The organism is Streptomyces longispororuber (genome assembly GCF_024448165.1).
Lineage (GTDB): Bacteria > Actinomycetota > Actinomycetes > Streptomycetales > Streptomycetaceae > Streptomyces > Streptomyces longispororuber_A.
The window spans coordinates 1-20,888 of record NZ_JAMOLN010000183.1; the positions used below are offsets into that span (position 1 = coordinate 1).

17 protein-coding genes are annotated in these 20,888 nt (G+C 72.9%); 11 read left to right on the forward strand and 6 right to left on the reverse strand.

The window, feature by feature from the left end:
* Positions 1-12: 12 nt before the first annotated feature.
* The gene (locus M4J07_RS36665; protein ID WP_255979432.1) at positions 13-1,707 is read left to right on the forward strand and encodes a methyltransferase; all 1,695 of its coding nucleotides are present in this window, start codon (positions 13-15) and stop codon (positions 1,705-1,707) included.
* 187 nt (positions 1,708-1,894) lie between these two features.
* On the forward strand, positions 1,895-4,579 hold the full coding sequence (locus tag M4J07_RS36670; RefSeq protein WP_255979402.1) for an ATP-binding protein: 2,685 nt from the start codon (positions 1,895-1,897) through the stop codon (positions 4,577-4,579).
* Positions 4,580-4,591: 12 nt separating this feature from the next.
* On the opposite strand, the gene M4J07_RS36675 is transcribed toward M4J07_RS36670, so the two are convergent.
* Positions 4,592-5,332, reverse strand: a complete 741-nt coding sequence (locus tag M4J07_RS36675; protein WP_255979404.1) for a class I SAM-dependent methyltransferase — start codon at positions 5,330-5,332, stop codon at positions 4,592-4,594.
* A 193-nt stretch (positions 5,333-5,525) separates the two neighbouring features.
* Here M4J07_RS36675 and M4J07_RS36680 point away from each other — a divergent pair, with 193 nt between their 5' ends.
* Positions 5,526-6,440, forward strand: coding sequence for an NAD-dependent protein deacetylase (locus M4J07_RS36680; RefSeq protein WP_255979406.1), 915 nt, complete (start codon positions 5,526-5,528; stop codon positions 6,438-6,440).
* Positions 6,441-6,451: 11 nt separating this feature from the next.
* Here M4J07_RS36680 and M4J07_RS36685 read toward each other — a convergent pair whose 3' ends face one another.
* From M4J07_RS36685 to M4J07_RS36700, 4 genes are all read right to left on the reverse strand, one after another.
* Positions 6,452-6,802 carry an ArsR/SmtB family transcription factor gene (locus M4J07_RS36685; RefSeq protein ID WP_255979434.1) on the reverse strand — a complete coding sequence of 117 codons (351 nt, stop codon included), beginning with the start codon at positions 6,800-6,802 and terminating at the stop codon, positions 6,452-6,454.
* Between the two features lie 157 nt (positions 6,803-6,959).
* Positions 6,960-7,334, reverse strand: coding sequence for a hypothetical protein (locus M4J07_RS36690; protein ID WP_255979408.1), 375 nt, complete (start codon positions 7,332-7,334; stop codon positions 6,960-6,962).
* Between the two features lie 114 nt (positions 7,335-7,448).
* Positions 7,449-8,132 carry a GntR family transcriptional regulator gene (locus M4J07_RS36695; RefSeq protein WP_255979410.1) on the reverse strand — a complete coding sequence of 228 codons (684 nt, stop codon included), beginning with the start codon at positions 8,130-8,132 and terminating at the stop codon, positions 7,449-7,451.
* Entirely contained in the window at positions 8,129-9,616 is a 1,488-nt protein-coding gene (locus M4J07_RS36700; RefSeq protein ID WP_255979412.1) for a chlorohydrolase family protein, read from the reverse strand. The genes M4J07_RS36695 and M4J07_RS36700 overlap by 4 nt, the downstream gene beginning before the upstream one ends.
* 252 nt (positions 9,617-9,868) lie before the next feature.
* Here M4J07_RS36700 and M4J07_RS36705 point away from each other — a divergent pair, with 252 nt between their 5' ends.
* The 6 genes from M4J07_RS36705 to M4J07_RS36730 are packed head-to-tail and all read left to right on the forward strand — an operon-like array spanning position 9,869 to position 16,994.
* Positions 9,869-10,906 (forward strand): ABC transporter permease, encoded by a 1,038-nt coding sequence (locus tag M4J07_RS36705; RefSeq protein WP_374215154.1) that lies wholly within the window; start codon positions 9,869-9,871, stop codon positions 10,904-10,906.
* A 36-nt stretch (positions 10,907-10,942) separates the two neighbouring features.
* The gene (locus M4J07_RS36710; protein ID WP_255979416.1) at positions 10,943-12,691 is read left to right on the forward strand and encodes an ABC transporter substrate-binding protein; all 1,749 of its coding nucleotides are present in this window, start codon (positions 10,943-10,945) and stop codon (positions 12,689-12,691) included.
* A 6-nt stretch (positions 12,692-12,697) separates the two neighbouring features.
* A complete protein-coding gene (locus M4J07_RS36715; RefSeq protein WP_255979418.1) occupies positions 12,698-13,699 on the forward strand; it encodes an ABC transporter permease in 1,002 nt (333 codons plus the stop codon).
* Positions 13,699-14,718 carry an ABC transporter ATP-binding protein gene (locus tag M4J07_RS36720; protein ID WP_255979420.1) on the forward strand — a complete coding sequence of 340 codons (1,020 nt, stop codon included), beginning with the start codon at positions 13,699-13,701 and terminating at the stop codon, positions 14,716-14,718. Before M4J07_RS36715 ends, M4J07_RS36720 begins: the two co-directional genes overlap by 1 nt.
* Positions 14,715-15,740, forward strand: coding sequence for an ABC transporter ATP-binding protein (locus M4J07_RS36725; RefSeq protein ID WP_255979422.1), 1,026 nt, complete (start codon positions 14,715-14,717; stop codon positions 15,738-15,740). The genes M4J07_RS36720 and M4J07_RS36725 overlap by 4 nt, the downstream gene beginning before the upstream one ends.
* A gap of 39 nt (positions 15,741-15,779) precedes the next feature.
* A complete protein-coding gene (locus M4J07_RS36730) occupies positions 15,780-16,994 on the forward strand; it encodes an amidohydrolase (RefSeq protein WP_255979424.1) in 1,215 nt (404 codons plus the stop codon).
* A 97-nt stretch (positions 16,995-17,091) separates the two neighbouring features.
* On the opposite strand, the gene M4J07_RS36735 is transcribed toward M4J07_RS36730, so the two are convergent.
* On the reverse strand, positions 17,092-17,820 hold the full coding sequence (locus M4J07_RS36735) for a FadR/GntR family transcriptional regulator (RefSeq protein WP_255979426.1): 729 nt from the start codon (positions 17,818-17,820) through the stop codon (positions 17,092-17,094).
* 128 nt (positions 17,821-17,948) lie between these two features.
* Here M4J07_RS36735 and M4J07_RS36740 point away from each other — a divergent pair, with 128 nt between their 5' ends.
* Positions 17,949-19,673 carry an IlvD/Edd family dehydratase gene (locus M4J07_RS36740; RefSeq protein ID WP_255979428.1) on the forward strand — a complete coding sequence of 575 codons (1,725 nt, stop codon included), beginning with the start codon at positions 17,949-17,951 and terminating at the stop codon, positions 19,671-19,673.
* 20 nt (positions 19,674-19,693) lie between these two features.
* Entirely contained in the window at positions 19,694-20,854 is a 1,161-nt protein-coding gene (locus M4J07_RS36745) for a fumarylacetoacetate hydrolase family protein (RefSeq protein ID WP_255979430.1), read from the forward strand.
* Positions 20,855-20,888: the final 34 nt, after the last annotated feature.

A 20,888-nucleotide genomic window follows, 5' to 3' on the forward strand; every position in this document is an offset into this window, starting at 1 on the left:
GACCCCTCAAGCATGATCACGACGCTGTCGGAAGACACCGCCCGTCTGCGCGCGACCGTCGACTTCGTCAGGGAGCAGGACAGCGGCAGTCTGCTGCCGCTGCTGCTGCCCGGCCTCACCGGCCCCGAGCTGCGCACACTGGTGGAGCGGTGCCGCTTCGCCCACGCCGCGCTCCTGCTCTTCCCCGCCGACGAGCGGGCCCTGCACGCCACGCTGGCCGACGCGGGCCTGCGCGCCGGGGAGACCCGGCCCAGCGTCGTGGTGCGCGAACGCCTCGCCCGCCGCCACCGGCGCGCGCTCGCGGACCTGGACGTCGGCATCCTGCGGCCCGCCGTCACCGGCCGCGACGGCGGACAGCGCACCGTGGAGGTGTTCGCGCTGACCGTGCCGGACGGCTCCGGCCTGACGGACATCGCCGCGCACGAACGCCGCCACCAGCACGAGGCCCACGTCGCCTTCGAGGTCGCCGACCCGGACCCGCTCGTCCTGCGCGGCCTGTGCGCCGCGTTCGGGCGGCACGGCGCGGTGCCCGACGGCGGCGGCTACAACCCGCACGAGGACGGCACGGTCTTCTACTTCGCCACGGCCGACGACGCCCCGGCGCCCTGCCGCCGCGTCGAGCTGTACGTCCCCGGCGACCATCGCGCCCTGCTCGCGGCCCACCTGGAGGAGCACCGCGTCCGGCAGCCCGCCGAGGCCCTGCTGCGCCTGCTGACCGGCGCCTGGACCACCCAGGCCCTGGCCGCGTTCGCCCAGCTGCGGGTGGCCGACGTGATGGACCCGGACAAGGCGTACGACCCGGCCGAACTCGCGGCCGGGACCGGCGCCGACGCCGAGAACCTGGGCGTACTGCTCCGGTACCTCGCCATGGTCGGCGTGGTGACGCCCGACGCGGCCGGCGGCGGGTACCGGCTCGCCGGACCGGGCCTGCTGCTGCGGACCGGCGGTGCAGAATCGATGCGTCCGCTCGCGCTGCTCTACGGCGGACCGTTCTACCAGTCGTTCGCCGCGCTCGCCCACACCGTGCGCACCGGCCAGGTCGGCTTCGAGCACATCTTCGGCGAGAACCACTTCGAGCACTTCGCCCGCGACCCGCACCTCGCCGACCTCTTCGACCGGTCCATGGCCGCAGGCTCCCGGATGTTCGACCCGGTGCCGCACCACCCGGTCCTGGTGGCCGCCGCCGCGACCCCCGGCGCCACCGTCGTCGACGTCGCGGGCGGCACCGGCGAACTCCTCGGCCGGATCCTCGACGCACACCCCGATCTGCACGGCACCCTGCTGGAGCGCCCGCACGTCGTCGAGGCCGCCGGGGCCGCGCTCGACGCCGCCGGGCACGGCCCGCGCTGCACCCTGCGGACCGGCGACTTCGCCGACGTGCCCGCCGGCGCCGGGGTCTACGTCCTCTCCCGGGTGCTGCACGACTGGGACGACGAACGGTGCCGGGAGATCCTCGGGCACTGCGCCCGGGCCATGACCGCCGACGCCGACCTGCTCGTCGTGGAACGGCTGCTGCCCGCCGACGGCAGCGCCTCCCTGGCCACCGCCTGGGACCTGCACATGATGTGCAACGTCGGGGGCCGCGAACGCACCGCCGAGCACTACGCCCGGCTGTTCGACGACGCGGGACTCACCCTCGTGTCCCACCAGCCCCTGCCGCTCGACGGCAGCGTGCTGCACGTCCGCAGGGCCGGCACCGCACGCTGACCGGTACCGGGTCCTGCCCCGACGGGGCAGGACCCGGCGGAAGCGGACGCACCCCCTCGGGGGAACTGCCCCGAACCTCTCCCGCACCCCGAACTCCGGTACTAGCGTCTAAGGCCGCACAGACCACCCGCGCATGCCGTCCGCATGTGCGTGGCCGGTACACGGCGACGTATCCGATGGGGCAGGAATGACGGCCACACCCTCGACACCCCGGCTGTTCGAGCGCGAGGTGGAGACGGCCGCCGCGACCAGGGCGCTGGACGCCCTCCGCGGGCCGCGGCACACCGGCGGAGTGATCGTCTACCGAGGGGAGGCGGGCGTCGGCAAGACCGCGCTGCTCGCCCACGTCGAGGCCGCGGCGCACGCCACCTGCACCGTGCGCACCGCCAGGTCCGGCGAGTCCACCACTCACCAACCCTTCCACCTCGTACGGCAGTTGCTCGGCCGCCCGCTCGCCGGCCTGCGCCTCGCCGCACCGCGCACCCGGCGGGCGATGACCGTCGCCGGGCCCGCGCTCGGACTCGCCGCCCCGCCGGCCGGGCCCGCCGACCCGCAGGGCGTCAGGGACGCCCTGGACACCCTGCTCGCCGAGCTGGCCCGCACCCGGCTGACCACCCCGGACGGTCCGCGCCCGCTCCTCCTCGTCGCCGACGACGCCCACTGGGCCGACGGCGAGAGCCTCACCTGGCTGGCCTCCTGCGCGGACCGGCTCGCCGAACTGCCCGTCCTGCTCGTCGTCGCCCACCGCCCCGAGGAACTCGCCGACGGACCGCCCGCGCCCGCCCACCTCCGCCGGCTCGCCCGCGCCGCCCGGCTGCACGTCACCCTGCAGACCCTCAGCCCCGAGGCCACCGGCGACCTCGTGCAGGGCGCGCTCGGCGACCCCGCCGACGCCGTGTTCTGTCACGAGGTGTGGGCCGTCACCGCCGGCAACCCGTACGAGACCGTCGAACTCCTCGCCAAGTGCTCCGCCCGCGCGTTGCCGCCGACCGAGTCGTCCGCCCCCGTGCTGCGCGACCTCGCCGGCACGGCACGCGGCAGCGGCCTCGTGGCCCGGCTGCGCGAACTCGACCCGGAATGCCACCTGTTGGCGTGGGCCGCCGCCGTGCTCGGCACCGACTTCACCCTCCAGGAAGCCGCCGACCTCGCCGGACTCACCCTCGAACAGGCCCGGCCGCGCGTACGGTCGCTGCGCGAGGCCCGGGTCCTCGCCGAGGCCGCCGACGGCACCGCCCCGGACGACCCGCACGCCCCGCTCGACTTCCAGCACCCCCTGGTCGGCACCGCCGTCTACCGCAGCGTGCCGCCCACCACCCGCACCGCCCTGCACGGACGGGCCGCCCGACGGCTCGCCCGCTCGGGACACGGCCCCGCCGCGATCTCCCGGCACCTCCTGGAGACCCACCCCGACGACGACCACGAAGCGGTCCGGCTGCTGCGCGAGGCAGCCGTCGAGCACCTCGCCGTCGGCGCCCCCGAAGCCGCCCGCCGCTGCCTGGAGCGGGCGCTGCAGGAACCCCCGCACGCCCACGAACGCGCCCACGTCCAGTTCGAACTGGGCTGTGCCTGTCTGCTCTCCTCCCCGACGACCACCGTCCACCACCTGCGCACCGCACTCGAACTGCCGGGCCTCACCGAGCAGTTGCGGATCGAGGCCACCCTGCGGCTCGCCCAGGCCCTCGCCCACGGCAACGAGATGGCGGCCGCCGCCCACTGCGTCGCGGTCGCCGCGGCCACCACCCGGCCGGGCACCCAGCGGCTGCGACTGCTCGCCGCCGGCTTCATGTACGAGGCGTTCCTCGCCGAGGAGGACGACGGGTCGGTCCGCTCCGAGCAGCTGACCCTGCTGGCCGACGCCCTGCCCGGCACGGACAACGCCGAGCGGGCGCTGCTCACCCTGCGCGCCTTCGACGCGATGCTGCGCGGCGAGGACGCCGGGCGGATCGTCGAGCTGTGCGACCGCGCCCTCGCCGACGGCCACCTCGCGCCCGGACTCGGCTGGACCGACACCGAGTGGGGCTTCGAGATCCCCGCCCTGCTGGGCATCACGCTCGCCTTCGTCGACCGGCTCGACGAGGCCGAGGAACTGTTCGGCGACGCGCTGCGCACCTTCGAGATCGACGGCTGGAGCGGCGCCCACCTGGCCTTCGCGCACATCCTCTGCGGCGCCGTGGAGCGCAGGCGCGGGCGCCTCGTCGAGGCGGAGTCCTATCTGCGCGAGGGGCTGCGGCTCGCCGAGCGGGTCACCGGACGCACCACCGTCCAGTGGGACGCGGTCTGCCTCCTCCTCGACACCCTGCTGGCCCGCGGCCACGTCGAGCAGGCCCGACGGCTCGCCGACGACTACGCGTTCGGCCCGCCCTACCCCGACGCACTGATCCTGCCCGACGCCCGCTCCGTCCGCGCCCGGCTGCTCCTCGCGCTCGGCCGCACCAAGGACGCCAGGGCCGAACTGGAGGCCACGGCCCTGTCGATGACCCGCCGCGGCCGGCAGAACGTGCTCTGGTCACCGTGGCAGTTCGACCTCGCCGAACTCCTCGCCGACGAGGAACCCGCCCGGGCCGCCGCCCTCGTCGCCGGGGCCCGCCGCGGCGCCGATGCCTTCGGCACCCGCACCGCGACCGGCGAGGCGCTGCGCAGGGCCGCCGCCCTCGCCCCGCCGGACCGGGCCCGCGCCCTGCTCACCGGCGCCGTACGGGAGTTGGCCGCGTCCCCGTCCGCGTACGAGGAGGCACTGGCCCGCCAGGACCTCGCCGAGGCCACCGGCGACCGGACCCAGGCCCGGCGCGCCCTGAACCTCGCCGAGACGTGCGGCGCCGACACCCTGGCCGACCGGGCCCGCGCGACCCTCGCCGCCCGCCCGGACGGCTGAACCACCCGGCCGTCAGGCGCGACAGCGCAGCATCTCCAGCGGCGGATTGGCGTGGAAGTCCGCCCAGTGGACCGCGCCGAACGCGGCGAGCCCGGCCGCCGACACCGTCAGCGGGACCCAGGTCAGGTCGCTGAACCCGGCGGCTCGCAGACACGTCTCGTAGACCTCGCGGCGCGGCAGGTTGGCGACGAACGAGACCGGCGGGTCGAGCAGCGCCGTGGTCCGCACCCGGGGCCCGGTCTCCGCCTCGTCGCCGGTGAGTTCGGTGCGGAAGCCGTACCGGTCCGGCGGCGGGCCGTCGAAGCGGAAGTCGGGCGACTGGTTGAGCGCGAAGAGCTCGCCGCCCGGCTTCAGACTCGCGTGCAGGCTGCGGCACATCCGCTCCGTGGCGGCGACGTCCTCCGCGTAGTTGAGCAGCTGGACCGCCAGCGCGATGTCGAACTGCCGCCCCAGGTCCCGCAGTCGGGACACGTCCCCCACCTCGTAGCCGATGCCCAGCGGGTCGGCGCGCTCCAACTGCTGGGCCACGGCGACCATTTCGCCGGAGATGTCGATGCCGAGCACGTCCGTGGCCCCGCGCCGCCCGAGCTCCCTGCTGTAGAAGCCGGTCCCGCAGGCCAGGTCGAGGACCGACCGGCCGCGCACGTCCCCGACCATGCCCAGGAAGCTGGGCACCACCACGTACTGCTCCAGCGGCAGGGACTTGAAGCCCTCGTAGGCCTCACCGATCTCGTCGTACTGCTGCCCGCTCATCGTGCGTTCCTCCCGTGTGACGTGCCGGCCCATGACGGGCAGTCTCTCCGGAACGTGAGCGGGAGCCGTATGGGCCGATCCGACAGAGATCAGGACCCCGTCACGGACGCATGTACGGGCCGCGGGCGCCGGGAGGCGGGCCACGCCGAAGCGGACCGCGGGGATCCGGACGGTGGTGCGTAGGCTGGCGGACATGCGGATCAGACCCACGCTGAACTGGGAACCCGCCGGTGACCTCCCGCCGGCGTCGACCGATCTCACGCCCGTCGTCGAGGCCGTCCGGGCGGGCGGTGTCGTGGTGCTGAGCGGGGCCGGGCTCTCCACCGAGTCGGGGATCCCGGACTACCGGGGCGAGCACGGCTCGCTGCGCCGGCACACCCCCATGACGTACCAGGAGTTCCTCGGCGGCGAGAGCGCCCGGCAGCGGTACTGGGCCCGCAGTCAGCTGGGCCGGCGCGCCATGGGCATGGCCCGGCCGAACGGCGGGCACCGGGCGGTGACCGCGCTGGTCCGCGCCGGACTCGTCACCGGCGTCATCACGCAGAACGTCGACGGGCTCCAGCAGGCCGCCGGTGCGCCGGACGTCGTCGAGCTGCACGGCAGCCTGGACCGGGTCGTCTGTCTCGACTGCGGTGCCGAGTCCGCCCGCGCGGAGCTCGACCGGCGGCTGCGGGCGGCCAATCCGGAGTTCGAGGCGGTCGCCGAGCGGCACAGGACCGCGCAGGTCAACCCGGACGGCGACGTGGAACTGCCCGAGGAGGCGGTGCGCGGGTTCCACGTGGTGCCGTGCACGGTCTGCGGTACGGGCGTGCTCAAGCCCGACGTGGTCTTCTTCGGGGAGAACGTGCCGCCCGAGCGCGTCGCCCGGTGCCGGGCGCTCGTCGACGGCGCCGACACGCTGCTGGTGCTCGGCTCGTCCCTGACGGTGATGTCCGGGCTGCGCTTCGTGCGGCGGGCCGCGGACGCCGGCGTCCCGGTCCTGATCGTCAACCAGGGCCCGACGCGCGGTGACCGGTGGGCGGCCGGCCGGGTCGAGCTGCCGCTCGGCGAGGCGCTGGCCACGGTCGTCGCGAGGACCGGTGCGGGGGCAGCCGACGGCGGTCGGTGAGGCGACGGCGGTCAGTGCGGGGTCGGCGCCGCGGGATCGGCGTCCTGGAGCGCGGCGAGCAGGGCGGTCTGCCCGGCGAGGAGCTCGGTGAGGATGCGGCGGGCCGCGCGCAGCAGTTCGGCGACGTCGCCACCGGCGAGGGCGTAGGTGACGGTGGTGCCCTCGCGGGTGGAGACGACGATGCCGGAGCGGCGCAGCACGGCGAGCTGCTGGGAGAGGTTCGAGGGTTCGATGTCGATGTCGATGAGCAGATCCCGTACGGACACTGGTCCGTTCTGCAGAAGTTCCAGGACACGGATCCGGACGGGATGTCCGAGCATGCGGAAGAACTCTGCTTTGACCTGGTAGAGGGGCGCCTGCACGGGATCGCTCACTTCCCTGGCTCGGATGGCGTTGTGGAGAGGGGACGAGGGTCCAATCCTTCCCGTCCCCCCGCCATCGAGTCCGAGAGTTCGGCAGATGCAGAGATGGAGACTTGAAGAATTCTTCAAGCAGAGGGCAAATGAAAGTCGGAGGAGGTCAGACCTCCAGCGATTCCTCGGTGCGCTTGAGGTGATGGCGTGCCATGGCGAGGTTCGACCGGGCCTTGTCGATGACGAGGTAGATGAACAGACCGTTCCCGCTCTTCCCTGTCACGGGACGGATGAGGTGGTACTGGGTACCCAGGGTGATCAGGATGTCCTCGATCTTGTCCTGAATGCCCAGCAGCTCCATGGTGCGCATCTTCGAGCGGATCACATCGGTGTTGCCTGCCGCGGCGACGGTCAGGTCCAGTTCCTTTCCGCCGCCCAGGGTGCCGAGCGCCATGCCGCTGGTGTAGTCGACGACAGCGGCTCCCAGCGCACCCTCGACCTCGGTCAGCAGGGTCTTCAGGGACACTTCCACAGTGGTCACGGGTTCTCCTCCGCAGGGGACACGAGGGCGGGATCCAGGCCCTCGCGGGCACCCTAGGCGGCGCATGGATCCCCGGTGGGGCATATGCCAAAAGTGGTCGACTTCGGGCAGGGTTCACCCCGGGGGCAACACCTCCGCGAGCCCTTCCATCACCGGCTCGCGCCGAATGTCGATATGGGCGAACGTCAGCGCCTCGGCGAGCCGGGGCCGCCCGGCACCGACGGCCGCGCAGATCTGACGGTGCTCCGCGCAGTGCTGCTGGGCACCCTGCTGCGTGCCGGTGAGCCGGAACAGCCAGTGCATCAGGCCGAGCGAGGGCTGGTAGGAGGACTGGAGCAGCCGGTTCCCCGTCATCGTGACGAGCGCGGCGTGGAAGGCCGTGTTCGCGGCCGCGATGCCCGCCGCGTCCCCGCGCAGGGTCGCCGCCTCGGCCTCGTCCATCACCGCGCGCAGCGTGTCGTGGCTGCCGCCGCGCGCGACGAGCTCGGCGGCCCGCCGCGCGGCGAACACTTCCAGACTCAGCCGCAGGTCGAAGAGTTCCTCGACGTCGCGGAGCGTGAGGCGTCGCACCCGCGCGCCGCGCCGCGGCTCCAGCACCACGAGCCCCTCGGCGGCGAGCCGCATCAGGGCCTCGCGCACCGGGACGCGCGAGACCCCGAGCGCCTCCGCCAGTTCGCGTTCGCGAAGACGTGCATCCGGCTGGTACGCCCCGGAGTGGATACGGGTCCTGATCAGCTCCTCGGTGCGCTCGGCCTGCGAGGCGCCGGACAGGTCGGCCTCGGCGGTGACGGCCGTCACCCGCGTGCGTCCGTCGCGGCGCCGCGGAACGCGGGGAACGTCGGCGGGAACAGCGCGGCGGTGTCGCGGCGTTCGGTGTCCCGCTCGCTGTAGGCCGCCCGCATCCGCTCGAAGAGGTGCTGCGCTTCGCGGCGCAGGGCGTCCAGATCGATGCCGGGCAGGCCGCGGTCGACCAGGACCGGACGGCCCGCCACCACCGAGTCGGTCGCCTGCCGTGCCGTGCCGTTGAGCAGGAACGTGCGCACCGGGTCGTCCATGACCCCGTCGCGGACGTCGTCGAGCGAGAAGGCGACCAGGTCGGCCTGGGCGCCGGGGGCGATGCGGCCCAGGTCGTCGCGGCCCAGGGCGCGGGCGCCGCCCAGCGTGGCCGCCTCCAGGTAGTGCTCGGCGGGCGCGGCGTCCGAGCGGCCGTCGGCGATCTTCGCCAGGTGGACGCCGACGTCCATGCCGCGGACCAGGTCCGGCGGGAACGAGTCGGTGCCCAGGCAGAGGTTGACCCCGGCCGCGCGGTACGTGCGGAACGAGTGCAGCATCTCGCCGTAGCGCAGCGAGGTCTGCGGGCAGTGGATCACCGAGATGCCGCTGCGGGCGAGCAGGGCCAGATCGCCGCGGTCCTCGCCGTGCACGGACGGGTGCCGGTCCAGCAGCACCGTGTGCGGGATGAGCAGTCTGGGGCTCAACAGGCCGTGCTTGTCCAGGAGTTGAAGGGGTGTCAATCCGTGGCGGCGCTGGATGATGTCGCGTTCGGCCAGGCCCTGGAGCGCGTGCAGCCGGATCAGGACGTCGCGCTCGCGTCCGATCCGTCCCGTCTCGGCGAGGAGTTCCTCGGTGAGGGTCTCGATCCGGCAGGGGAGCAGGACGCCGGTGAGCAGCGGGTCGCCGAGGCCGTCGAGGTGGTCGAGGAAACGGACGGCGTCGCGCAGGCCCGCCCGGCCCTCCGCCTCGTCGAGGGCGACGTCCCGGGTGCCGTCCGGCAGGACGACGTTGACGCCCGAACGGTAGGCGGGGCCGAGATAGCCGCGCAGGCCGATGCGGCGTGCGGTGCGGGCCATGTCGACCAGCTCGTCGTACGGCTCCGCCCAGCCGCTGTGCACCTCGGAGGCGATCGGCATGAAGGTGGTGATGCCGTGCAGGGCGAGCTGGGCCAGCGCGTAGGTGCGCACCGTCGCCCGCTCCTCGGGGGTGAACACGTCGCGGCGGCGGTGGGTGAAGTAGTCCAGGGACCACTGCAGGCCCTTGCCCCGCTCCGGGCCCGCCCACGAGTCGAGGACGAGGTGGTCGATGTCGGTGAGCGCGTCGAGGTCGATGAGGCCCGGCAGCACCAGGGACTCGCCGAGATCGCGCTCCTCGTCGACCTCGCCGTCGTAGCGGGGGCCGACGTAGACGACGGTGTCGTCCTCCCACACGACCTCGCCGTCCCGCAGCAGCGCGTGGCCGCCGTCCTGGTGGGCGAGGATGTGCCGGGCGCGCCAGCGGGTGCGCATAGTGCCTCCTGGGGTTCGCGGTCGGGTCCGTCGGTGATCGTACGGGCTGGTATACCAGGCTGGGAAGGGTGGACTGTCCGACTGAGGGGCTGGAGGGCACCGGTCGACCGAATGTCCCGGTATCCGCCCTAGTTGAATGCTTCGGTATACCAAATGTTGGCCAGCTCTATCGCTGCCGCACTTTCCTGGTATACCGTCCGGCCATCCTTCCCCCGAGCGCCGAATGGATCACGCGACGTGACGGATTCCCCTGTGCTGCCCGCTCGGCCGGCCTCCGGCGCCGACGGCGGCGGCGTGCCCAACGCCCGTTCCCCCGAGCCGGGTTCGGCGCCGCCCGCGGTCGCCGCCCGCTCCCTGCTCGGCACCGCCTGGCTGCGCATCCGGCGCAGCAAGATCGCGCTCGCCGCGCTCGCCGTGGTGGTGCTCATGATCCTGTTCGCGGCCCTCGCCCCGGTGCTCACCGCCATCGAGGGCCAGGACCCGTACACCACCCGCACCAGCCCCGACGTCCTGGACGACTACGGCACGCCCGGCCTGCCGTTGTCCTACTACCGCTACCCGTCCTTCGACCACTGGCTGGGCGTCGAACCGGGCCTGGGCCGCGACATCTTCGCGCGCATGGCGCACGGCGCCCAGGTCTCCCTGGTCATCGCGCTGCTCGCGACCGTCGTCTCCGTCGTCCTCGGCACCGTGCTCGGCGCGGCCGCCGGCTACTTCGGCGGCAAGGTCGACATGGTGATCAGCCGGGTCATGGACCTGTTCCTCGCCTTCCCGCACCTGCTGCTCGTGCTGTCCCTGACACCGATCCTCCAGTCCCGGCTCGGTGACACGGCGCTGGGGGAGGGGAGCCTGCTGCCGATCGCCTCACTGGTGATCATCCTCGGCTTCTTCGGCTGGGCGTATCTCGCCCGCGTCGTCCGCGGCCAGGTGCTCTCCATCCGCGAGCAGGAGTTCGTCGAGGCCGCCCGCGCCTACGGCGCATCGCACCGCTCGATCATCCTGAAGCAGATCGTGCCCAACGTGATGGGCGTCGTCCTCGTCTACGCCACGATGATGATCCCCACGAACATCACGGCCGAGGCCGCGCTCTCCTTCCTCGGCGTCGGCGTCAAGGACCCCACCCCGTCCTGGGGCCAGATGCTCAACGCCGCCCAGGCCGGCAACTGGTACCTGACCGACCCCTGGTTCCTCGCCGTACCGGCCGGCGCCCTGGTGATCACGGTGCTCGCCTTCAACCTGCTCGGCGACGCGGTCCGCGACGCCCTCGACCCCAAGTCCTCCCGTGGCTGACCTCGTCCACGATCGCCACGAACCCCAGGAGCAGCAGTGAATCGACGCACCGTGGCGGCGCTCGCCCTGACGGTGGCCACCGGGCTGACCCTCACCGCCTGCGGCGGTCCCAAGCCCGCGCCCGGCTCGGGCTCCCGCGCCCCCGCCGACGCCTTCGAACCCGTCAAGGTCGGCGACGGCGACGCGACCAGGGGCGGCAACGTCAACGTCCTGATGTCCGCCGACTTCCAGACCCTCGACCCGGGCAACAGCAACTACGTCCAGACCGCCAACGTCGGCCAGCTCTACTACCGCACCCTCACCATGGCGAAGGAGGAGGCGGGCAAGCCGCCCACCATCGTCCCCGACCTCGCCACCGACCTCGGCAAGGTCTCCAAGGACGGACTGACCTGGACCTACACCCTGAAGAAGGGCCTGAAGTTCGAGGACGGCTCACCCATCACCTCGAAGGACGTCAAGTACGGCGTCGAGCGCACCTACGCCCGCGACGTCTACACCCAGGCACCGCAGGAACTGAACGCCGCCCTCTCCGACGACGGCTACAAGGGCCCCTACGCCAAGGGCGCGGCCGCCGACTTCAAGGGCATCGAGACGCCCGACGACCGCACGATCGTCTTCCGGCTGAAGCAGCCGTTCGCCGAGTTCCCGGCCCTCGCCTCCCGCTCCAACACCGCGCCCGTGCCGCGCGCCGAGGACACCAAGCTCGACTACACCAACCACCCGGTGTCCACGGGCCCGTACCGGATCAAGTCCTACGACCGCGGGCGCGCCATGAAGCTCGTCCGCAACGAGCACTGGGACCCGGCCACCGACCCGAACCGCAGCGCCCTGCCCGACACCTTCACCTTCAGCCTCTCCACCGCCCAGTCCACCATCAGCCAGCAGCTCCTCGCCGACGCCGACCCCACCGCCCTCACCCTCGACAGCGCGGGCGGCCTCCAGGCATCCGACGCGGCGAAGCTCGACGACCCCGCCGTCGCCCGGCGCACCGCCTCCGGACTCATCGGCTGCACGGACGTCCTCGACCTCAACACCGAATCCATCAAGGACCCGCAGGTCCGCAAGGCCATCGCGCTCGCCATCGACCGCAAGGCCATCCACCTCCAGTACGGCGGCGCCCGCTTCGGCAAGCTCACCCAGTCGTACATCAACCCCGACCAGCGCGGATACGTGCAGCAGCACACCGCCCTCGACCCGGCGGGACAACCCAAGCTCGCCGAGGCGAAGAAGCTGCTCAAGGGCCGGGACGTGCCGAAGAAGCTGGTCTACGGCTACGCCGACGCCACGCCTCGCTACAAGAACATGGGCACCTCGCTCCAGCAGAACCTCAAGCAGCTCGGCATCGACCTCGAACTGCGCTCCATCCCCGCCGCGAACTACTACACGACGCTCGCCGGCAAGAACATGCCCGACATCGCGCGCAGCGGCTGGTGCGGCGGCGCCGACAGCGGCTCGGTGCGCACCACCATCGACCCCAACCTGGGCCCGAGCGTCGACGGGAAGACCTTCGGCTTCTCCAACATCCCCCGCTACCACGACCCGGAGATAGCCCGGGCCATGTACGCGCTGCGCGGCGAGAACGGCACCAGTGAGGAACTGGGCCGCAAGTGGTCGACGCTCTTCGACCGCGCCATGCAGGACTACCCGCTCGTCCCGCTGATCAGGAACGTCACCCGCAGCGTCGTCGGCTCCGACGTCCGCAACGCGCAGGTCGGCTACTTCTTCGGCGCCATCGACCTGTCGACCGTCTCCGTCGCCTCCGGATCCGACTCGGGAAAGGGGTGACCTGACGTGATCGCCTTCCTGACCCGGCGCCTCGTCGCCACCGTCGTCCTGCTGGCCGTCATCAGCTTCGTCACCTTCACGCTCTTCCACTTCGGGCCCGCCGACCCGGCGGCCGCCGCCTGCGGCCAGGAGTGCACACCGGAGCGGATCGCCGAGGCGCGCGTCGCCCTCGGCATGGACAAGCCGTTCCTCAGCCAGTACCTGACCTACATGTCCGGCCTGTTCCACGGGCGGACCGTCGGCGCGCCCGGCGCCGAATCGCTGTGCCAGTGGCCCTGCTTCGGCAAGTCCTTCCAGACGAACGAGGACGTCGCCGCCGTTCTGGAGCGCGCCCTGCCCTACACCCTGTCCGTCGCCGTCGGCGCCATCGTCCTGTGGACGGTCGTCGGCGTCACCTTCGGCACCCTCGCCGCGCTGCGCCGCAACAAGCTCACCGACAAGCTGATCGTGGGCGCCGCCTCCGTCGGCGTCTCGCTGCCGATCCCCGTCACGGGCCTGCTCCTGCTGCTGGTCTTCGTGTCGACCCTCGACGTGCTGCCGTTCACCACGAACGCCATCACCTCGCCGTTCGGGCCCGCCGGGTTCGACGGCTGGTTCCTCAACTACCTCCTGCCGTGGGTGGCGTTGGCGGTGCTGTTCAGCGCCCAGTACATCCGCGTCACCCGCAGTTCCATGCTGGAGACCCTCGGCGAGGACTTCATGCGCACCGCCCGCGCCAAGGGCCTGTCGAAGGCCGCGATGGTGGTCCGGCACGGCGCCCGCGCCGGACTCACCCCCGTCGTCACCATGCTCGGCCTCGACATCGGACTGCTGCTGGGCGGCGCCGTCCTCACCGAGCAGATCTTCTCCGTGCCCGGCGTCGGCTTCACCGCCGTACGCGCCGCACAGGCCGGCGACCTGCCGCTGACCATGGCGATCACCCTGCTCGCCGCCTTCTTCATCATCGTCGCCAATGTCGTCGTCGACGCCGTCTACGCCGTCATCGACCCGCGAGTGAGGGCCGCCTGATGACCACCACCACCGACCAGCCGCTGCTGCGGATCAGGGACCTGCACGTCGCCTTCCCCACCGACGACGGGCTCGTGCACGCCGTCAACGGCATGGACCTCACCCTGGCCAGGGGCGAGACCGTCGGCATCGTCGGCGAGTCCGGCTCCGGCAAGACCGTCACCAGCCAGGCCCTGATGGGCCTCCTCAAGGAGACCCGAGCCCAGGTCACCGGCGAGATCCTGCTCGACGGCACCGACCTCAACTCCCTGTCCGAGGACCGGATGCGGGCCTGGCGCGGCAAGAAGATCGCCATGATCTTCCAGGACCCGCTCTCCGCGATGCACCCCTTCCACTCCGTCGGCGCACAGATCGCCGAGGCGTACCGGGTCCACAACAAGGTGTCGAGGAAGGCCGCCACCGCGGTCGCCGTCGACATGCTGGGCCGCGTCGGCATCCCTGACCCGAAGCGGCGCGCCGCCGCCTTCCCGCACGAGTTCTCCGGCGGCATGCGCCAGCGCGCCATGATCGCCATGGCGCTCGTCTGCGAACCCGAACTCCTCATCGCCGACGAGCCGACGACCGCCCTCGACGTCACCGTCCAGGCGCAGATCCTCGACCTGCTCGGCGAACTCCAGCAGGAGACCGGCACCGCCGTCGTCCTCGTCACCCACGACCTCGGCGTCGTCGCCGAGGTCTGCCACCACGTCGCCGTCATGTACGGCGGACAGTGCGTGGAGCGCGGCAGCGTCCGCGAACTGTTCCGCGACCCCCGCCACCCCTACACCCAGGGACTGCTCGCCTCGATGCCGACGCTCGGCGACGACGGCGAACGGCTGCGCCCCATCCCGGGGTTCCCGCCCTCGCTCACCGCGCTGCCCGCGGGCTGCCTCTTCGCGGACCGCTGCCCGCAGACCCATCGCGTACCGGACGGCCGGTGCCACAGCGAGCGCCCCGCGTTCCTGACCGGTGACGCGGCCGACCACCCCTCCCGGTGCCACCAGGAGACGCTCGCCACCGCCGAGGAGGCCGCACGATGACGTCGACGACGCCCACCACCGCCGGGACCCCGCTCCTCGAAGCCGAGGGGCTGACCAAGCACTTCCGTGGCCGGGGCGGTCTGCTGGGCCGCGGCGGCGCCCCGGTCAAGGCCGTCGACGGCGTCAGCTTCTCCGTCGGCGCCGGACAGACCCTCGGCCTCGTCGGAGAGTCCGGCTGCGGCAAGTCCACCACCGGACGACTCCTGATGCGCCTGCTCGACCCGACCTCGGGCACCGTGCGCCTGCACGGCCGCGACATCGCGTCGATGAACCGGGCGGAGGCGCAGGAGTACCGCCGCCAGGTGCAGATGGTCTTCCAGAACCCGTCCTCGTCCCTCAACCCCCGCCAGTCCGTCGGCGCCGCCATCGCCGCCCCGCTGCACGCCCAGGGCATCGACCCGCCCGGCGGCATCCGGACGCGGGTGCGCGAGCTGATGGACCGGGTGGGCCTGCGCCCCGACCACTACAACCGGTTCCCGCACGAGTTCTCCGGCGGCCAGAAGCAGCGCGTCGGCATCGCCCGCGCCCTCGCCCTCGAACCCCGCCTCATCATCTGCGACGAACCCGTCTCGGCCCTCGACGTGTCCGTCCAGGCGCAGGTCGTCAACCTGCTCCAGGACATCCAGGCCGACACCGGCGTCTCCTACGTCTTCATCGCCCACGACCTGTCCGTCGTACGGCACTTCGCCGACCGCGTCGCCGTCATGTACCTCGGCCGGATCATGGAGAGCGGCGTCACCCGGGACGTCTTCGACGACCCGCGCCACCCGTACACCCGGGCCCTGCTCTCCGCCGTCCCGCAGCCCGACCCCGAGGCGGACCGCGGCCGCCGGATCCGGCTGACCGGCGACCTGCCCACCCCCGCGAACCCGCCCTCCGGCTGCGTGTTCCGCACCCGCTGCCCGCTGCGCCCGCGCCTCGACGAGGCCGAACAGGCGCGGTGCGCGGGGGAGGTGCCGCGGACGGCCGACGACGGCGCCCCCGCCTGCCACTTCGCCGACCGGGCCCTCGCGGCCCACTGAACCCCCCACCACACCACCTACGTAAGGAAGTTGCACCCCATGCTGATCCGTGACGTCCGCCCCTGGGGCGGCGAGCGCAGCGACGTGACCATCGACGGCACCCGGATCGCCGCGATCCGCCCGCACGACCCGGCCGCGGCGCCCGCGGACGACGCCGTCGAGGGCCGCGGCCGGCTGCTCCTGCCGTCCTTCAGCGACGTCCACGTCCACCTGGACTCCACCCGCGTCGGCCTGCCGTTCCGCCCGCACACCGGCGGGCCCGGCGTGTGGACGATGATGATGAACGACCGCGAGAACTGGCGCGACGCCGAGGTCCCGCTGCCCGAGCGGGTCGCCGGGACCCTGGAGCGCATGATCGCGCGCGGTACGACGCGGGTGCGCACGTACGCGCAGGTCGACGTGGACTGCAAGCTGGAGAAGTTCGAGGCCGTCGTCGCCGCGAAGGAGAAGTACGGGCACCTCGCCGACGTCCAGATCATGACGTTCCCGCAGGCCGGCATCCTGCGCGAGCCCGGCACCGCCGACTACCTGGAGGCGTCGCTCAAGGCGGGCGCCGACGTGATGGGCGGCATCGACCCCTGCACCCTGGACCGCGACCCCAAGGGCCACCTGGACGTCGTCTTCGGGCTCGCCGAGAAGTACGGCGTCGAGGTCGACATCCACCTCCACGAGCCCGGGGAACTCGGCGTGTTCTCCACGGACCTGATCCTGGAGCGGGTCCGCGCCCTCGGCATGCAGGGCAAGGTCACGATGTCGCACGCCTACGAGCTCGGCTCCGTGAACGAGTCCACCAGCCGCCGCCTCGTCGAGGAGTTCGCGGAGCTCGACATCGCCATGGCGACGGTCGCCCCCGCCGCCCGGAACCAGCTCTCCCTGGTCGCGCTCACCGAGGCGGGCGTCCGCGTGGGCCTCGGCGAGGACGGCCAGCGCGACTACTGGAGCCCGTACGGCAACTGCGACCTGCTCGACCGCACCTGGCAGCTCGCCTTCACCAACAACTTCCGCCGCGACGAGCACATCGAGATGTGCCTGGCCGTGGCGAGCATGGGCGGCGCCTCGATCATGAGCCACGACGTGCCGCGCCTGGCCGGCGTCACCGACCGTCCGGGCCTCGCCGTCGGCGACCGCGCCGACCTGCTGCTCGTCGACGGGGAGACCCCGTCGAGCGCGGTCATGGACCGGGGCGCCGACCGCACCGTGCTGCACGACGGGCGGGTCGTGGCCGAGGGGCTCGCGCTGGTCCAGGGCGCCTGACCGGTCCGGGCCGCGCCCGGACGGGCCTGCGGGGGACCGCCGTCGCGCGCCGCGCACGGCGGTCCCCCGTTCCGTCACCTCCCGGGGAGACGCTCCGTCACGGCCCGGGAAACCCCGGCGACTCGGCGAGTTCCCGCGCCGCCGCGGTGATCAGCCGGGTCACCGCGTCCGCCGCCTCCGCCCCGCGCCCCGCCGCCACCGCAGCCAGGACCGCCCGGTGCCCGGGCAGCGAGGAGGCGACGGCGCCGGGCGTCTGGGCGCTGATCGCGAAGTGGTGGCGCAGCGCCACGTCGATGGCCCGGCCCAGGGAGCCGAGGAGCCGGTTGCCGCCGGCGGCCAGCAGCGTGCGGTGGAACGCGGTGTCCGCCGCCACGTAGGCCGCCCGGTCGCCGCACGCCTCGGCCTCCTCCATCGCCGCCAACGCGTCCCGGAGCGCGTCCAGTTGATCCGGCCGACAGTGCCGCGCCGCGAGACGGGCCGCCTCCGGCTCGACGATCCGCCGCAACTCGCCGGTCTCGCGCAGCAGTTGCCGGGGATCGCACTCCTGCTGCCAGGCCAGCACGTCCCGGTCCAGATGGTTCCAGCGGTCCGCCGGCAGCACCCGGGTGCCGGTGCGCGGGCGGGTGGCGAGCATGCCCTTCGCCGCGAGCGCCTTCACCGCCTCCCGCAACGCCCCACGGCTGACGCCGAGTTCGGCCGCGAGCCGGTCCTCCACGGGCAGCGCCTCGCCGACGGGGAAGTCGCCAGCGACGATGCGGCGGCCCAGCGCGTCGACGATCTGCTGATGGCCCGTTCGGCTCCCCGGGATCTCCGCGCCGTTCGTCACGACTCTCTCCACGGCCCCGTGCGCACCCCCTGGACGGATTCATCGAATCATTCAATGATTGCCCGGCATCGTACGCGCTTGCGTCCCCCATGGCTCCCCGGAGTCACCGACGTGGAGGAGTGACCCGCATGTCCGAAGGACGACGCAGTCAGGCCTGGTTCGGCGCCGCGGGCCGCGGCGGCATGGTGTACCGCTCGTGGATGCGCAACCAGGGCTTCGGGCCCGAGGTCTTCGACGGCCGCCCGGTGATCGGCATCGCCGTCTCCGCCTCCGAACTCGCCCCCTGCAACGCCCACTTGACCCGCGTAGCCGAGGCGGTGAAGCGCGGCGTGTGGCAGGCCGGGGGCTTCCCCCTGGAGTTCCCGACGATGGCGACCGGCGAGACGCTGATGCGGCCCACCGCCATGCTGTACCGCAACCTCATGGCCATGGAGGTCGAGGAGCTCATCCGCGCCAACCCGCTCGACGGCGTGGTGCTGCTCTCCGGCTGCGACAAGACGACCCCGGCCATGCTCATGGGCGCCGCGAGCGTCGACCTGCCCGCGGTGATGGTCACCGGCGGCCCCATGCTCAACGGCAAGTTCCAGGGCCGCGACGTCGGTTCGGGCACGGCGGTGTGGCAGATGGAGGCCGAGGTGAAGGCCGGGCGGATGACCGAGGAGGAGTGCTTCTTCGCCGAGGGCTGCATGGCCCGCTCGAACGGTCACTGCATGACGATGGGCACCGCCTCCACCATGGCGTGCATGGCCGAGACCCTCGGCATGCAGCTGCCCGGCTCCGCCACCTGGCCCGCCGTCGACATGCGCCGCTACGAGACGGGGCAGGCCGCGGGCCGCCGCATCGTCACGATGGTGGAGGAGGACCTGCGGCCGTCCCGGATCCTCACCCGCGAGGCGTTCGAGAACGCCGTCCGCACCAACGCCGCGATCGGCGGCTCCACCAACGCGATCATCCACCTCACCGCCCTCGCCGGACGCGTCGGCGTCCGGCTCGACGCCGAGGACTTCGACCGGCTCGCCCGCGACGTGCCGACGCTGCTCAACCTGATGCCGTCCGGGACGTACCTCATGGAGGACTTCTGCTACGCGGGCGGGCTCCCGGCCGTCCACCACGAACTCGTCCGGGCCGGGCTGCTGCGCGGCGACCAGCTCACCGTGACCGGCCGCACCCTCGCGGAGAACGTCGCGGACGCCGAGCGGACCGGCGACGACGTCATCACCCCCGTCGACGCCCCGTTCCAGCCGGCCGGTACCGGCACCGCCGTCCTGCGCGGCAACCTCTGCCCGGACGGCGCCGTCGTCAAGCAGTCCGCGGCGTCACCGCACCTGCTCACCCACACCGGCACCGCCCGCGTCTTCGACTCCCCGGAGGCGTACCACGCGGTCTGCGACGACCCGGACCTGGACGTCGACGCCGACACGGTCCTCGTCATCCGCGGCGCGGGACCCAAGGGCTACCCCGGCATGCCCGAAGTGGCCAACGTGCCGGTGCCGACCAGACTGCTGAAGGCGGGCGTCACCGACATCGTGCGCGTCTGCGACGGCCGGATGAGCGGCACCGGCTACGGCACGGTCGTGCTCCACGTCGCCCCCGAGGCCGCCGTCGGCGGCCCCCTCGCACTCGTCAGGGACGGCGACACCATCACCCTCGACGTACCCGGCCGGACCCTTCAACTGAACGTGTCAGACGACGAGTTGGCGCGGCGGAAGGCCGAGTGGAAGCCGCCCGTGCCGCAGCACGCCAGCGGTTACGCCTGGCTGTACACACAGCACGTCGAAGGCGCCGACCGGGGCGCCGACTTCGACTTCCTGCGCGGGTGCCGCGGACACGCCGTCCCCCGCGACTCGCACTGACCCGACCCCAGGAGCACCGCATGCCCCTCACCCCCGAGGCCGTCCTGCCCGACGACGCCGCGGCCGCCCTCCTCGTCGCCCGGGTCCACGAACCCGAATGGGACGGCCCGTGCGTCGTGGCGATCCGCGACGGACACGCCGTCGACCTCACCGCACACGCCCCCACCGTCTCCGACCTCCTGGAACGCGACGACGCCCACCGTCTCGTACGGTCCGCGGAGGGCGGCAGGCGCTGGCCGCTGGCGGAGCTGCTCGCCGCGACGGACGCCGGCCGGCGGGACGTGCCCCACCTGCTGGCCCCCGTCGACCTCCAGGTCATCAAGGCCGCCGGCGTCACCTTCGCGGAGAGCCTGATGGAGCGCGTCATCGAGGAACGCACCGGCGGCGACCCGTCCCTCGCCGCCCGCACCCGCGAACGCCTCGCCGCCTCCGTCGGCGCGGTGACCGCGGTCCGCCCCGGCTCCCCGGAGGCGGCGAAGGCGAAGGAGATCCTCCAGGCCGACGGCCTGTGGTCGCAGTACCTGGAGGTCGGCATCGGCCCCGACCCCGAGGTGTTCACCAAGGCCCCCGTCCTCTCCGCCGTGGGCACCGGCGCACCGATCGGCGTCCTCGCCTCGTCGGGGTGGAACAACCCGGAACCGGAAGCCGTCCTCGCCGTGGACTCCCGCGGCCGGATGCGCGGCGCGCTGCTCGGCAACGACGTCAACCTCCGTGACGTGGAGGGCCGCAGCGCGCTGCTGCTGCCCCGCGCCAAGGACAACAACGCGTCCTGCGCCCTCGGCCCGTTCCTGCGCCTCTTCGACGACCGCTTCGGCCCGGACGACGTACGGGAGCTGGAGATCGGCCTAGAAGTGACGGGCACGGACGGCTTCGTGCTGCACGGCAGCAGCTCCCTGCGCCGGATCAGCCGCGACATCGGCGACCTGGTGGCGGCCGTGCACGGCGACCACCACCAACACCCCGACGGATTCGTCCTGTTCACCGGAACCCTGTTCGCGCCCACCGAGGACCGGGACGCCCCGGGCGAGGGATTCACCCACCACGAGGGCGACGTCGTCCGCATCTCCAGCCCGCGCCTGGGCACCCTCGTGAACACCGTCACGACGAGCGAGGCGGCACCCCCGTGGGAGTACGGCCTGCGGCGCCTGATGCGCAGCCTGGCGGGCAGGGGCGTCCTGTGATCCGCTGGCCGTCGCCGCGCTCCCCGGGCAGGAT